Below are 13551 nucleotides of genomic sequence, written 5' to 3'. Positions count from 1 at the left end.
TCTTTCCAAACCATGGCCGCACCTCCGCGACCATCTTGACGACCTGTTACCCATGTCTCCGGTCTGTTCTGTTACCTATGTATCCGGATTGGACCGCCCTACGCGGCCTTGGTGGTGTAGCCCAGGGCCTCGTTCAGCTTCGCCACCAGATCGATGGCGCTGTCCGGAATCGACGTGCCGGGCGGGAAGATCGCCTTGGCGCCGGCGGCATAGAGCGCGTCGAAGTCCTGCGGCGGGATCACGCCGCCCACGACGATCATGATGTCGTCGCGGCCTTCCTTGTCGAGCGCGGCGCGCAGTTCCGGCACCAGGGTCAGGTGACCGGCCGCCAGCGACGAGGCGCCGACGATGTGCACGTCGTTCTCGACCGCCTGCCGCGCGGCCTCCTCCGGGGTCTGGAACAGCGGCCCGATGTCCACGTCGAAGCCCAGGTCGGCGAACGCAGTGGCGATCACCTTCTGGCCCCGGTCGTGGCCGTCCTGACCCATCTTGGCGATCAGGATACGCGGCCGGCGGCCGTCGTTGGCCTCGAACTCCTCGACCATGCGCTTGACGCGCCCCACCACATCGGACACGGCGCTCACCTCCCGTCCGTACACGCCCTGGATGGCGCGGATGTCGGCCTTGTGCCGCCCGTAGACCTTTTCCAGGGCGTCGGAGATCTCGCCGACACTGGCGCGGGCGCGGGCGGCGTTCACGGCCAGCTCCAGCAGGTTGCCCTCGCCGGTCTCGGCCGCCTTGGTCAGCGCCTCCAGATGCGGCCGCAGGGCCTCGTTGTCACGCTCGGCCCGCAGCGTCTGGAGCTTCTCGACCTGCTCCCGCCGCACAGCCGCGTTCTCGACCTTCAGGACCTCGATGTTGTCCTTGCCGGTGGCGCGGTACTTGTTCACGCCCACGACGGTCTGAAGGCCGCTGTCGATGCGGGCCTGGGTGCGGGCGGAGGCTTCCTCGATGCGCATCTTGGGAATGCCGGCCTCGATCGCCTTGGCCATGCCGCCCTCGGCCTCGACCTCCTGGATGTGCGCCCAGGCGCGGGCGGCGAGGTCGTGGGTCAGGCGCTCCACGTAGTAGCTGCCGCCCCAGGGGTCGATGATCCGGTTGGTGCCGGCCTCTTCCTGGATGAACAGCTGCGTCTGACGGGCAATACGGGCCGAGAAGTCAGTCGGCAGCGCCAGCGCCTCATCGAGCGCGTTGGTGTGAAGCGACTGGGTGTGGCCCTGGGTGGCCCCCATGGCCTCCACACAGGTGCGGACCACGTTGTTGAAAACGTCCTGCGCGGTCAGCGACCAGCCCGACGTCTGGCAGTGGGTCCGCAGGGACAGCGACTTCTCGCTCTTCGGATTGAACTGCTTGATGAGCCGGGCCCACAGCAGGCGGGCGGCGCGCATCTTGGCGACTTCCATGTAGAAGTTCATGCCGATCGCCCAGAAGAACGACAGGCGCGGCGCGAAGGCGTCGATGCTCAACCCCGCGTCCATGCCGGCGCGGGCGTACTGCACGCCGTCGGCCAGGGTGTACGCCATCTCCAGGTCGGCGGTCGCGCCGGCCTCCTGCATGTGATAACCGGAGATGGAAATGGAGTTGTACTTGGGCATCTTCTGCGAGGTGAAGGCGAAGATGTCCGAAATGATGCGCATCGACGGCATCGGCGGGTAGATGTAGGTATTGCGGACCATGAACTCCTTCAGAATGTCGTTCTGAATGGTCCCTGCCAGTTGCTCGGGCTTCACGCCCTGCTCTTCCGCCGCCACGATGTACAGCGCCAGCACCGGCAGAACGGCGCCGTTCATGGTCATGGACACGCTCATCTTGTCGAGCGGAATGCCGTCGAAGAGCTGGCGCATGTCCAGAATGGAGTCGATCGCCACGCCGGCCATGCCGACATCACCGGCCACGCGCGGGTGGTCGCTGTCGTAGCCCCGGTGCGTGGCAAGATCGAAGGCCACGGACAGGCCCTTCTGCCCCGCCGCCAGATTGCGGCGGTAGAAGGCGTTGGAATCCGCCGCCGTCGAGAAGCCGGCGTACTGGCGGATGGTCCAGGGCCGCTGGACGTACATGGTCGGATAGGGACCGCGCAGGAACGGCGCCTTGCCCGGCACGGTGTCCAGGAAGTCGAGGCCATCAATGTCGGCGGCGGTGTAGAGCGGCTTGACCGGGATCTGCTCCGGCGTCTGCCACAGCATATGATCCAGGTGCCCGCCGCACTCGGCCTCCGCGGCCTCGCGCCAGTCCTTCAGGTCTCCGCTGCCCTTCGGGTTGAAGGCAACGCCGGAAAAGTCGGGGATCGCACTCATCGGCTGGTCACTCCCAGTTCGGCGTGGAGACCCTGCAACGTGCCGAGCACGTCACACCCCATATAGATAAAGTGGTCGATGCCGGCGGCCTCGAAGGCCGTCTTCACCTCGGGGGCCGGACGACCGGCGAGATAGAGGGCCTTACAACCCGCCGCCTTCAGCGCGCGCGCCGTCGGTTCGGCCAGTTCCTCGTACACCTTGTCGGACGAGCAGATGATGGCCGCCTTGGCCCCGCTTTCGCGGAACGCCAGCGCGCAGGCGTCGGCGTCCTTGAACCCGGTGTTGGTCTGGCACTCGATGCCGCCCGCCTCGAAAAAGTTCCGGGCAAAGGTGGCGCGCGCCGTGTGGTGCGCGATCGGCCCCATGTTGGCCATGAACATCGCGGGCCGGGCGCCCGTAGCCTCCTGCACCGCGTCGGAGGCGTCCCGCAGGGCTTCGAAGTCCTCCGCCAGCCGGTACGACGGCAGGGGCGCGATGTCGATCGCGTCGGCACCGTCCCGGGTCGAGGCCCGGACCAGTTCACCCAGCGTCGCGCCCTTGATGGTCGCGGTCGCGATTTCGGTCGGAAGGGCGTCCAGTTCCTCGGCCGCGCCCTCGACCGAGAGCACATCGGCCGTGGAATCCTCGCGCACCGCCGCCAGATCGGCCGATGCGGTCGCGCGCAATGCGTCCAGATCCGGATCGGCCAGCTCCGGCGCAGGCTCCGCCAGATTGGGGAATTCCGAAATGCCGGTGATCGGCGCCTTGCGCTTGGCGATGTCCTTGCGCCGGGCCTCGCGCACCTCGGCGATCTGCTCGGCGATCCGGCCGGAAGTCAGGGCCTGCGCCATACCGCCACCCTTCTCGATGTCCTGGAACAGCACCCAGGCGGCGCCGGCCAGGTCCTCGGTCAGTCGCTCCAGCGCCCAGGAGCCGCCCGCCGGGTCGATCACCCGGTTGAGCTGGCTTTCCTCCTGGAGGATGAGCTGGGTGTTGCGCGCGATGCGGCGCGCCAGCGGGCTCGGCTGCCCCAGCGCGGCGTCGTGCGGCATGACCGTGATGCTGTTGGCCCCGGCCACGGCGGCGGAGAAGCACGCCATGGTACCGCGCAGCAGATTGACCCAGGGGTCGCGGCGGGTCAGGACGCGCCCCGCGGTCACGGCGTGGATGCGGGCGGCGCGCGCCGGCTCGGACGCCTCGCAGGCCTCTGTGATGCGCGCCCACATCAGGCGGGCGGCCCGCAGTTTGGCAATGTTCAGGTACTGGTCGGTACCGAGCGAGAACGAGAACGCGATCTGACCGCAGGCGTCGTCGATGGGCAGCCCGGCCTCTTCCATGGCGCGCAGGTAGGCCACTGCGGTCGCCATGGAGCAGGCCAAATCCTGCGCCTCGCTGGCGCCGGCATCGTAGTACGCCGCAGAGTCCACCCCCACCGTCGTCACCTGCCCGGTCGGGAAGGTCTGCGCCGTCTTCTCGGCCAGCGACGCCATGTGCCCGAGGGCCGTCTCGATGCTGGTGGGCAGGCGGCCGAACTCCGCCAGGGCGCCCAGCGGGTCGACGTTGAACGCGCCCTTGGCGTTCGTCTCCGTGACCCCGCGTTGGCACCACAGGGCGGTCAGCATGGCCGCGACCACCGGCGCCTGCGGGCCGGCCTGAAGCGCCACCGGGATCTTGGTCAGGTCCACATCGCTCAGCACGGCGTCCCACGCCGCCATCGACGACAGAGACAGGCCACCCTGGCCGAACAGATCAGCGGCGGCCGGATCATCGGCGTCCAGGCCGGCGCGCCCCGCGCCATCCAGGCGGAGCAGCAGCGAGGTCACGCTGTTGGCCAGGTCGTCGGCGATGGCCGCCTTGGTCGCCGCGATGTCCGGGTTGGCGTGGAGCTGCCGGATGTCCCATCCGCTGTCCGCCTGCGCCAAGGGCTTACGCCCGCGTGTGAAGGGCATCGCACCGGGCATGCCGGAGGGATCGCCCTCGGCCGGCCAGTGCTCCCGCGTGTACAGCGGCTGTATCGCCAAGCCGTCCAGCGTGCGGGAAACCAACTTCTTGTCAAAAGGAGCGCCATCGAGAGCCTTTTCGACCAGCGCCATCCAATCGGCGTGGCTGGCCGGAGCAAAGTCCTCGGCAAAGCGCATCGGGGCATCCGTCATGAGGGGGAACCCTTCCAGTGTCCATCCAGGATCCAGGGGACCGGGGTGTCGTAGTTTAGCAAAGGTGCGCGCGGTCCTTCAACGCGCCGTCGTGCCCGATTCGGGGAGAAACCACCCTTGGAGCCCCCTCGGAGCCCCCGGCCCCCATCTTGATCGCCCGCCGAACGGACGCCACATGCTGGGGTCCCCCGTGACTCGCGAGGAGCCGCCCACCATGACCGACACTGCCCCGTACCGGACCCGCATTGAGACCAAGCTGCGGGCGGCGCTGGACCCCGTCTCCCTGACCATCGTCGACGACTCGCGCAAACACGCGCATCATGGCCCGCGCATGGCCGCATTGGCCGAGCAGGGCGCGGATCATGGCCACGCCCCCATCGACGGCCAGGGGGAGACGCACTTCCGGGTCGACGTCGTCTCCGCTGCGTTCGCCGGGCAGTCGCGGATCGACCGGCACCGCATGGTCAACGACCTGCTCACGGACGAACTGCGCGAGCGCGTGCACGCCCTGGCCATCAAGGCCCGCACCCCGGAGGAGGCTGGGCTCACCACCGCCTGATCGGGGCCGTCCCGTGGCGGGCCCGCGTGGGTGGGGTCGGGGGCCCTTCCCGTGCTCCCCCAGACCCGGAGGTTGTACGCGCACCACCACCCGTTTCCGCCGTCGGGTCGATGTGGCCCCATCCTCGTCATGCCGGGTGTCGACGTTCCCCTGAGCGCCCGCATCGCCGCCCTCATTCCACCCCAATCCCGTATCAACAAGGGGAGTCTCCGTCCGCCCCGGTTCCGAAAGGTCCCTGTCGATGATCCGATCTCGCGTCGCACAGTTGGTGGCGTGTCTTGTTCTTCTCACCGGCACGATCGGATTGACCGCCTGTGGCACGGTCGAAGGCATGGGCCGGGACATCCAAGCGGGCGGCCACGCGATCTCCAACGCGGCCCGGGATGTCCGCGACAGCATTTAAGGCCCCGCCCAAGCCTTTTAAGGCCCCGCCCAAGCCTTTCGGGCACCGTCCCGATCAGGCCGCCAGGACGGTTTTCACGGTTTCCGCCAGAAGCTTCAAGCTGAACGGCTTCGGCAGGAAATGGATGTGCGGCTGCTCAAGGATATCGCCGCGCGCCGTGTCCTCGGAATAGCCGCTGATGATGATGACCCGCAGCTCGGGCCGCTGCTCGCGGGCCTGCCGCGCCAACGTCGCCCCATCCATGCCCGGCATCACCATGTCGGTGATGAGCAGCGCCAGGGGCGGCCCGTCGCGCATCGTCTCCAACGCCATCTCGCCGGTTCCGGCCTCCAGAACGGTGTACCCCTTGTTGCGCAACGCCCGGGCCGCGAACATGCGCACTGGGTCTTCGTCCTCCACCAGCAGGATGGTTCCGGCACCGGACAGATCCTCGACCTCCGGCGCGTCCCCCCGCGCGGGTTCCGCAGCGGACGGCACAGCGTCGTGGGGACCGTCCGCCCGGGCAGCGACATCCCCCGCCCCGGTCTCGGCCGCCGGCACGTCGCGCGGCAGGCTGATCGAGAACGTCGTCCCCTCGCCCATGGTCGACGACACGTCGATGAAACCGCCCGTCTGACGCAGGATGCCGTACACGGTCGACAGGCCGAGCCCCGTCCCCGCGCCCACGGCCGTGCCGCCCTTGGTCGTGAAGAACGGCTCGAAGATGCGGCCGAGATTGTCCGGGCTGATGCCCTTGCCGGTATCGCGCACCTCGATGACGACATAGGTGCCGGCCGGCATCGTTTCCGCCCCCCGGTCCACCGGCGCGTCCAGGCGCGCCAACCGGGTTGCGATAGTCAACTCGCCGCCGCCTGGCATGGCATCGCGGGCGTTGACGGCGAGGTTGATGATGACCTGATCGAATTGGCCTGGGTCCACCCGCACCCGATCCACCTCGCGGCCGTGTACCAGCCGCAGCAGAATGGTCTCGCCCAGCAGCCGGCGCAGCAAGTGCGACAGCTCCGACAGGGCAGCGCCCACGTCCAGCGGCCGTGGCCGCAGCGGCTGGCGGCGCGAGAACGCCAGAAGCTGGCGGACCAGATTGGCCGCACGGTTGGCGTTCTGGCGGATCTGCATGATGTCGGCGAATGACGGATCGCCGGTGCCGTGGCGCTGCAACAACAGATCGGAGTAGCCGATCATCGCGGTCAGCAGATTGTTGAAGTCGTGCGCGACCCCGCCGGCAAGCTGGCCCATGGCCTGCATCTTCTGCGCCTGGGCGAACTGGCGCTCCAGGCTGCGCTGCTCGGAGGTATCGATCAGATGGGCGATCACTCCCTCGACCAACACGCCTTCCTTGCCGCCCATCGGTCCGAGGAACAGGGCGGCAGTCACCGGCCGCGCTGGGGGTGGAGGATGGCCCTGCCCCGCCCCTTCCGCCGGAACGTCCAGCGACGCGGCGGCGGGCTCCGGGTCCAGGGTGATATCGAGTTGCACACCCCCGGCGTCACCACCACCGAGCAGCCGCCCCAGCGCATCGGCCACCGCCGCGCGATCGGCGTCCGACACCAACGCCGTCAGCGACTGGTCCAGCAGATCCTCGCGACTCTGGCGCAGAAGCACCTGAAGCGCGCGGTTACAGTCGGTCAGCCGCCCGTCGGGATCCATCAGCGCGATCCCCACCGGCGCCCCGTCGAACAACCACCGGAACATGCGGTCCCAGCGCCAGGTGCCGGGCGCCCCCGCAGCGGGTTCCTCCCCCTCCTGCGACAGGTCCGCCGCCTCGCGCATGACCACCCCCTGGGTCATCAGCTCGCCGGCATCCTCATAGGTGGCCTGACTGACCAGGGCCGAAAAGCGATGCCCGTCGGCGGAGACGAACCGCATGTCCCCGCGCCAGTCGCCGTCCGCCAGGGGCGGCGTGCCGCCGTCCACCACGGCCGCCAGCGCCATGCCCCGCACCTCTTCGGGCGTCCGGTCCAACCACCGGGCCATCCGCTGGTTCACGAACCGCAACCGGCCGTCGGCATCGACGGCGTACAGCCCCACCGGGAGGAAATACAGGAAATCGGACAGGCTCTCGCGTTCGCGCGTCAGCACCTCGTCGATGGCCCGCTGGGCGGTGATATCGCGCGCCACCCAGAGCCGGGGGGCGCACCGGGCGCGCCAACGCTCCATCGGCTCCCCGACGATCCGCACGCTTACATCCCACCACTCGGGCTCATCCAGGGCCGGGGTCCAGGGCACCGGCTCACTCGCCCCGGCCGCGCCGTCGGTCGAGAGCGTGTCCCCGTCCAGCGCATGGCGCAAGGCGAGCGTCAGACGTTCCGCATACGCCACCTCGGCCGCCGCCGCGAGCCGCTCCAGCCGGCCGACCCCATCCTCCAGCGTCGGCAGACGGCGCGGATCGTACAGGCGGGCGCGCGTGTCCGCGATCGGGTCCAGCGCCGGCCACAACCGCCGCGCCGCCGCGTTGGCGAACAGCACGCGCCCCTCGGCGTCCCGCAGCAGGCGGGCCTCCCCCTCGCTCTCCAGCGTACGGCCGAGCAGCACGCCCAGGTCCGCCGCCCGCCGCTGGTGCGCCAGAAGGCGCGCCACGCCCGCCAGCGCCAGCACCATCAGCGCGCAGCCGATGCCGGCCAGCGCCGCCGCCGTTCCAGACGGCACCATCGGCCAGACATGCGCCACCGCGGGATGGCCGACCACGACCGCCGCCACGAGCGCCGCAGCCCCGCCCAGCAGAAGCCAGAGTGTCGGCGTTTTAATGAAACGTCTTCCGGAGACGCATGACATACCCGATCACCTCGGCCACCGCCTGATAATGCTCGGGCGTGATTTCCTGGTCCAAATCGACCGCCGCATAAAGGGCCCGGGCCAAAGGCGGATTCTCGACCACGGGCACGTTGTTTTCCTCCGCCAGCGTCCGGATGCGCAGGGCCAGATGATCCTGCCCCTTGGCGACCAGACGCGGCGCCTGCATAGTCGCCATATCGTATTTCAGAGCCACCGCGAAGTGTGTCGGGTTGGTCACCACCACATCGGCCGTCGGCACAGCCTGCATCATCCGCTTGCGGGCGCGCTCCGCACGGAGGCTTCGGATCCGAGCCTTGACCTGCGGATCGCCCTCGCTGGACTTGTGTTCATCCTTGATCTCCTGCTTGGTCATCCGCAGGTCCTCACGGTACTTGAACCGCGTGAAGACCAAATCCATGGCCGCGATCACCGTCATCATCAGCAGGACGCCGACGATCAGGGCGATCAACCGCTCATGCAGGTCGCGCATAGTGAACACGATGTCCTGATCCACGAACCGCTGCGGTTGGCGCCAGACCGGCCGGAGCACAAAGTACGCGATGATCACGACGAACGTGATCTTCACGATCCCCTTGACGATCTCCAGCAGTTGCTTGAGCGAGAAGATACGCTTGATGCCCCGGATCGGGGACAGCTTGTCGAGCTTGGGCGTCAGGGGTTTCGTGGTCACCAGCAGACCGACCTGTCCGACCTGGGCCACGATCCCGAGAATCGCAAACAGGATGGCCGGCACGAGCACATACGGCAGGAAGGTGACGGTCGCTTCGAAGATCCCGATGGCGAAGCTATCGCGTTCCAGTCGGAAGACATGCGCCCGAGCGAGGAAGTTCGCCAGGTGAACCGCAACGCCATCCGCGGCCCACGGCAGAATTCCGATGATGAACAGGGCGCCGCCCAGAAGAACCGCAAAGCTGCTGATCTCGCGCGAATTCGGGACGTTGCCTTCCTTCCGCGCCTCCTCGATACGCCGGTCGGTCGGCTCTTCTGTTTTTGATGCCTTGTCTTCGTCTGCCATCGGCGCCCTTCCGAACCGGCCAGGGTCAGAACGTCATGAAGGACCGCAGGCCCTCGTCGAGATAGCGCAGGTAAACCAGCATAACGACCGGCAGGATGACGAACAGCATGCCGAGACCAAGGAGAATGTTGAGCGGCAACCCAACAAAAAACACGTTCATCTGCGGCATCAGGCGGGAAATGATGCCCATGGACACGAAGAACACCAAGGAGAACAGCACCATGGGCGCCGCGAGCTGCCACCCCAGACGAAACGACTGGGTCAGCACCCGGGCGCTGTACTCGACGAAGTCGCCGGTCGGCGGCAGATCACCGGGCGGGAACACCTGATAGCTCTGCACCAGCGCCTCCAGGAACAGGTGGTGTAGATTGGTGATGAAGATCAGCACGATGGAGATCAAAATCAGGAAGTTGACCACCAGTGAACTGGTCTGGGTGGTGTTCGGGTCGAAGGCCTGCGCGTGCATCAGGCCGCCCGCGAAACCGATGGCCGTGCCGCCCAGATGCAGCGCCGCCTGGAGCAGCAGCATCACGAAGGCGAGGAACAGGCCGATCAGGACCTCGGACACCAGCAGCAGGACCAGCAGGGCCGCATTTTCCGGCGCCGGCGGCAACACCGGGGCGACCACCGGTGCAATGATGATCGACAGAGGAAAGGCAATCATGAGGCGGGTTCGCGGCGTGACATAGGCCGCGCCAAACGCCGGCATCAGCATGAACGCGAAACCCAGCCGGGTGAACACCAGCATGATGTTGAAGACGGACGTCGAGATCAGGGTTTCCAGCACGCCCGGCCTCCGGAGAATGGCGCGGTGCCGCCCGTCACGGCAGACTGACCGCCATATCCATCAGGCGCACCGCCAGTTCCGTCAGCTGTCGGATCATGAAGGGCAGCAGGATCAGGACCGCCAGAAACACGACGATAATCTTTGGCACGAAAACCAGCGTCATTTCCTGGATCTGCGTCAGGGTCTGAAACAGGGAAATGACCAGACCGACCGTGAGGCCCGCCAACAGCACCGGCGCCGAAATCAGAATCATCGTCATGATTCCGTCGCGGGCCACATCCAGGATCTGGGCTTCCTCCATAAAGACCTGTCCCTTGCCGGATCTGTACGGGCGCCGAAGACCCGCGTCAGAGCGGCATCCGCATGATGGTATCGTAGGCGCTCACAACCTTGTCGCGGACCACCACAACGGTCTGAAGGGTCAACTCCGCGCTGTTGACGGCGGTCACCACGTCGCGCATGTCGGCGTCGCCGGAGACCGCCTTCAGGCTCATCCGCTCGCCCTGGTGCACGGTGTCGATAGACTCCCGCACCACGTCGCGCACCATGGCCGCGAACCCCGTGTCACCCTGGCCCGCGGATTCCGGCTGGGCGGGATTCGGCATCATGTCGCTGGCCGGACGGGCGGCGGCCCGATAAGCCGCGACGGCACTGTTGAAACTGACGTCGGCCATGGATCAGGTCCTTCAACGGGCGCCCGGCGCAAGCCGCCGGGACACCGGGATCATCGCAGCATGTCGAGGGTGCGTTTGGACATCTCGCGCGCCACCGAAATGGCGCTCATATTGGCCTCGTAGGACCGTTGCGCCTCGCGCATGTCCATCATCTCGACCAAAGGGTTCACATTGGGCATCAGCACATAGCCGTCGGCGTCGGCGGCGGGATGGCTGGGATCCAGGCGTTTCGGAAACGGCGCCATGTCCTCCGTCACCGACCGGACATGAACACTGCGGGCGCCGAGTTCGCGATCCATGGCATCCTCGAAGGTAATCAGCTTGCGCCGATACGGGGTCTCCCCGGGGGACTGCCCCACGGAATCGACATTCGCCAGGTTTTGCGAGATAACGCGCAGACGCTCCGCCTGGGCTTTCATGCCCGCCACGGCGATCCGCGATACCTGTTTCAGTTCGTCCATCGTCGTTCCTTCCACGGCGGCCGCGCCGCGGTTCCACCAGCTAGCCGCTGTCGCGGCCGATCGCCGCCTTCAGCAGCCGGAGGTTCCGCTCGAACAGGTTGGAGGCCATCAGGTATCGGCTCTTGGTCTCGCCCATTTTCTGCGTCTGCTCTTCCAGCACAACGGCGTTGTCGTCGAGCGTGGTTTCAAAGCTGCGGCGGTCGACCCGCGCCCTGAACCGGTCCGGCTCCGGCAGCGTTCCCGGCTGGTGGCCCGGATCCGTCATTGCCACCTTGACCGAGGCAGGACGTTCGGCATGCTCGACGAGCCGCTTGAAGTTCGGCTCCGCCACATCGCTGGGGCGGTAGTTCGGCGTATCCATCTGGGCCACGTTCTGCGCCAGAACACGCTGGCGTTGGGCGGACCAGTCCATGCTGGTCTTGGCCAATCGGAAGAACGGCAGGTTCGTCAGGTCCATGGATGGAACCCCGCACAATGCACAGGAAAGAGGATGCATGACGGGCCACGGCCCGGTCGGAGCCCTCGCGCACTCCGACGCAGCCAGTATCCCGTCCGGCTTTTAACATTCGGTAAAGTGCCAGGCACGGGCCGGACCGGTCGACAGCCCCCGCCCTTAACCAACCCGACCAAACCAGCCGCTTGACGGCCCATTTAACGGATTGTTCACGGCGGGTCTTCGATAAAGAGGCTGCCATCCTTGATTGCTCGGGAGCCGGTGGCTATGTCCGAATCGTCGCAATCGACCGCCGACGAACGATCGGCACGGTCGAAACGCACCGACGCCATCGCGGTCGCCCTCGGGTACGAGCCGGGCCAGGGCAAAGCACCCACGGTCCTCGCCAGTGGGAGAGGCACCGTCGCCGAACAGATCCTCGCCATCGCGTTCGCTCAGGGCGTTCGGGTTCGTGAGGATGCCGACTTGGCCGAGCTCCTGGCCGCGGTGGAGGTCGATAGCGAAATCCCGGTGGAGGCCCTGGCTGCGGTGGCTGAAATCTTGAGTTATGTCTACCGTGCCAACGGGCGCCTGGGACACGGCCAAACCGACGCGGACGACACGCGATCCGTTGGGCGTCCCGGGGGGCAATCCGGGGACCGGCCCCGGGGCGACGCGGCAGCGCGCGAGGCCCTCACGGGATGGTCCGCCCTGTTCGCGGATCCGCCGGCCCGGACCGACCAGTCCAGCGCGCCGCGGTCTCCGTCCAGCACCGGTTCCGATTGGAGAGGTCCCGAATGACCGATGCCCCCTCCCCCGCCGACGCGGCGACGCCGCCTGGCCTGCGCACATGCGAGGAGATTGATGCGGCGCTGGAACAGGTGCTGAGTCTGGTCGCAACGGCGGAGCGTCTGGCGCGCAGTCATCAGGTCGTCAATCTGTCGCGTCTGGATGTCCGCGTGGGCGAGATCTGCGCGGCCGTGTCCGCCCTGCCGTCCCGAGACGCACGGGCATATGCCTCCCGACTGAGCACACTGGTCAAAAGCCTGGACCGCCTGGAGGTGGTCTCGCAGGAGGCGCATCGCATTCTGACCGCCGCGCGCGGCGCTGCCCCACCCGAACTGGGCGAGGCGTCCATAGTCTCTGATGCCACCCGGGCCAGCGCGGCCTATGCCCGCGCCCTGGCGGTGTCCCCGATGGATGCGGTGCCGGAGCCCTCCCCCACCGGCGACCGCCGCCGGGTCGATCGCCGACGCGAGGACCGCCGACGCCAGGGCGACCGGCGCCGAGGAGACCGGCGCGACGGTCCCCCGCCCCCCTCACACAGCAACGCGGACCAGAGGTAACGGCGTCAGGAACACCGGCATCCGGCCTGTAACACCGTCGGTCAGCCGCGCGCCGAGCGCCCGGCGACGACATGCGATGTGGCCAGTTCCAGGCCGAGCGGTAGGCCACGTCCCTTGGCAATCGCGCCGACCAGCGCCAGCACCCGCTCGCTCAGGTCCACCGCGCGTCGGGCCAGCGTGTCCGCCCGCTCCGCATCGGGCGCCGCGCCGAGGCCATCGGCACGCTCGGGATCCCGAATCCGGAGGGCGGTCGCGGCCAGATCGTCCAGGTTCCCCAGCCCCGCGACATCGGCCTCGTCCAGCACGCCCAACTCCATCAGGTCCACCGCCAGAAGCGCCGGGTTGCTGGTGGCCAGGGGCCGATGGCCGGCATCCAGGGTGAGGCCCTTCAGCGCTTTCTCCGTCGCATGGTGCGCCGCCAGACACGCCCAGTCCGCGTGCCCGGCCTGCAAGGACCAGCGCGCGTGCACCAAATCGTTCCGGGCCTGCCGCAGCCATCCCTTGGCGGCCTCACGCGGTGTCATCCGACAACCCTCCGACGATGTACCCCGAAACGAAAGCATCGCAGCAGGCCGGACCGCCGGTCAATCGGCGCATTGGAAGGAGAGACCGCGTCCGACGGAGTCACGGCCCCGCCACCCGATAACGCGGCGC

General features: G+C 67.7%; 14 protein-coding genes. 4 read left to right on the top strand and 10 right to left on the bottom strand.

Annotated elements, in window-relative coordinates:
* Positions 1–98: 98 nt before the first annotated feature.
* Positions 99–2294 carry a methylmalonyl-CoA mutase gene (scpA, locus tag GGD82_RS17155; protein ID WP_150063427.1) on the bottom strand — a complete coding sequence of 732 codons (2196 nt, stop codon included), beginning with the start codon at positions 2292–2294 and terminating at the stop codon, positions 99–101.
* Positions 2291–4426 carry a methylmalonyl-CoA mutase family protein gene (locus GGD82_RS17150; RefSeq protein WP_150063426.1) on the bottom strand — a complete coding sequence of 712 codons (2136 nt, stop codon included), beginning with the start codon at positions 4424–4426 and terminating at the stop codon, positions 2291–2293. Before GGD82_RS17150 ends, scpA begins: the two co-directional genes overlap by 4 nt.
* Positions 4427–4640: 214 nt before the next feature.
* On the opposite strand from GGD82_RS17150, the gene GGD82_RS17145 reads away from it, so the two are divergent.
* Both GGD82_RS17145 and GGD82_RS17140 read left to right on the top strand, forming a co-directional pair.
* On the top strand, positions 4641–4985 hold the full coding sequence (locus GGD82_RS17145) for a BolA family protein (RefSeq protein WP_150063425.1): 345 nt from the start codon (positions 4641–4643) through the stop codon (positions 4983–4985).
* 241 nt (positions 4986–5226) lie between these two features.
* Positions 5227–5388, top strand: a complete 162-nt coding sequence (locus GGD82_RS17140) for an entericidin A/B family lipoprotein (protein ID WP_150063424.1) — start codon at positions 5227–5229, stop codon at positions 5386–5388.
* A 54-nt stretch (positions 5389–5442) separates the two neighbouring features.
* Here the strand turns inward: GGD82_RS17140 and GGD82_RS17135 are convergent, their stop codons facing one another.
* The 7 genes from GGD82_RS17135 to GGD82_RS17105 are packed head-to-tail and all read right to left on the bottom strand — an operon-like array spanning position 5443 to position 11575.
* Positions 5443–8160 (bottom strand): hybrid sensor histidine kinase/response regulator, encoded by a 2718-nt coding sequence (locus GGD82_RS17135; RefSeq protein ID WP_150063423.1) that lies wholly within the window; start codon positions 8158–8160, stop codon positions 5443–5445.
* On the bottom strand, positions 8129–9196 hold the full coding sequence (gene flhB, locus GGD82_RS17130; protein ID WP_150063422.1) for a flagellar biosynthesis protein FlhB: 1068 nt from the start codon (positions 9194–9196) through the stop codon (positions 8129–8131). The genes GGD82_RS17135 and flhB overlap by 32 nt, the downstream gene beginning before the upstream one ends.
* Before the next feature lie 25 nt (positions 9197–9221).
* Positions 9222–9983, bottom strand: a complete 762-nt coding sequence (fliR, locus tag GGD82_RS17125; RefSeq protein ID WP_150063421.1) for a flagellar biosynthetic protein FliR — start codon at positions 9981–9983, stop codon at positions 9222–9224.
* A gap of 34 nt (positions 9984–10017) precedes the next feature.
* Positions 10018–10284 carry a flagellar biosynthesis protein FliQ gene (gene fliQ / locus GGD82_RS17120; protein WP_150063420.1) on the bottom strand — a complete coding sequence of 89 codons (267 nt, stop codon included), beginning with the start codon at positions 10282–10284 and terminating at the stop codon, positions 10018–10020.
* 46 nt (positions 10285–10330) lie between these two features.
* Positions 10331–10657: a flagellar hook-basal body complex protein FliE gene (gene fliE, locus GGD82_RS17115; RefSeq protein ID WP_150063419.1), complete on the bottom strand. Its 327-nt coding sequence runs from the start codon at positions 10655–10657 to the stop codon at positions 10331–10333.
* 50 nt (positions 10658–10707) lie between these two features.
* On the bottom strand, positions 10708–11118 hold the full coding sequence (gene flgC / locus GGD82_RS17110; protein WP_150063418.1) for a flagellar basal body rod protein FlgC: 411 nt from the start codon (positions 11116–11118) through the stop codon (positions 10708–10710).
* Positions 11119–11158: 40 nt separating this feature from the next.
* Positions 11159–11575, bottom strand: coding sequence for a flagellar basal body rod protein FlgB (locus GGD82_RS17105; RefSeq protein WP_150063417.1), 417 nt, complete (start codon positions 11573–11575; stop codon positions 11159–11161).
* A gap of 264 nt (positions 11576–11839) precedes the next feature.
* Here GGD82_RS17105 and GGD82_RS21630 point away from each other — a divergent pair, with 264 nt between their 5' ends.
* Both GGD82_RS21630 and GGD82_RS17095 read left to right on the top strand, forming a co-directional pair.
* Positions 11840–12352: an EscU/YscU/HrcU family type III secretion system export apparatus switch protein gene (locus GGD82_RS21630; protein ID WP_150063416.1), complete on the top strand. Its 513-nt coding sequence runs from the start codon at positions 11840–11842 to the stop codon at positions 12350–12352.
* Positions 12349–12897, top strand: a complete 549-nt coding sequence (locus tag GGD82_RS17095; RefSeq protein ID WP_150063415.1) for a hypothetical protein — start codon at positions 12349–12351, stop codon at positions 12895–12897. Before GGD82_RS21630 ends, GGD82_RS17095 begins: the two co-directional genes overlap by 4 nt.
* Before the next feature lie 41 nt (positions 12898–12938).
* Here the strand turns inward: GGD82_RS17095 and GGD82_RS17090 are convergent, their stop codons facing one another.
* Positions 12939–13421, bottom strand: a complete 483-nt coding sequence (locus tag GGD82_RS17090; RefSeq protein WP_170284393.1) for a HEPN domain-containing protein — start codon at positions 13419–13421, stop codon at positions 12939–12941.
* Between the last annotated feature and the right edge of the window lie 130 nt (positions 13422–13551).

Source organism: Roseospira marina, assembly GCF_014197855.1.
Lineage (GTDB): Bacteria > Pseudomonadota > Alphaproteobacteria > Rhodospirillales > Rhodospirillaceae > Rhodospira > Rhodospira marina.
This window is presented reverse-complemented; position numbering and strand designations above follow the sequence as displayed.

Excerpts from the sequence above, each read along its gene's own strand:
- scpA (WP_150063427.1), bottom strand. The coding sequence starts at position 2,294 with ATGAGTGCGATCCCCGACTTTTCCGGCGTTGCCTTCAACCCGAAGGGC.
- GGD82_RS17150 (WP_150063426.1), bottom strand. The coding sequence starts at position 4,426 with ATGACGGATGCCCCGATGCGCTTTGCCGAGGACTTTGCTCCGGCCAGC.
- GGD82_RS17145 (WP_150063425.1), top strand. The coding sequence starts at position 4,641 with ATGACCGACACTGCCCCGTACCGGACCCGCATTGAGACCAAGCTGCGG.
- GGD82_RS17140 (WP_150063424.1), top strand. The coding sequence starts at position 5,227 with ATGATCCGATCTCGCGTCGCACAGTTGGTGGCGTGTCTTGTTCTTCTC.
- GGD82_RS17135 (WP_150063423.1), bottom strand. The coding sequence starts at position 8,160 with ATGTCATGCGTCTCCGGAAGACGTTTCATTAAAACGCCGACACTCTGG.
- flhB (WP_150063422.1), bottom strand. The coding sequence starts at position 9,196 with ATGGCAGACGAAGACAAGGCATCAAAAACAGAAGAGCCGACCGACCGG.
- fliQ (WP_150063420.1), bottom strand. The coding sequence starts at position 10,284 with ATGGAGGAAGCCCAGATCCTGGATGTGGCCCGCGACGGAATCATGACG.
- fliE (WP_150063419.1), bottom strand. The coding sequence starts at position 10,657 with ATGGCCGACGTCAGTTTCAACAGTGCCGTCGCGGCTTATCGGGCCGCC.
- flgC (WP_150063418.1), bottom strand. The coding sequence starts at position 11,118 with ATGGACGAACTGAAACAGGTATCGCGGATCGCCGTGGCGGGCATGAAA.
- GGD82_RS17105 (WP_150063417.1), bottom strand. The coding sequence starts at position 11,575 with ATGGACCTGACGAACCTGCCGTTCTTCCGATTGGCCAAGACCAGCATG.
- GGD82_RS21630 (WP_150063416.1), top strand. The coding sequence starts at position 11,840 with ATGTCCGAATCGTCGCAATCGACCGCCGACGAACGATCGGCACGGTCG.
- GGD82_RS17095 (WP_150063415.1), top strand. The coding sequence starts at position 12,349 with ATGACCGATGCCCCCTCCCCCGCCGACGCGGCGACGCCGCCTGGCCTG.
- GGD82_RS17090 (WP_170284393.1), bottom strand. The coding sequence starts at position 13,421 with ATGACACCGCGTGAGGCCGCCAAGGGATGGCTGCGGCAGGCCCGGAAC.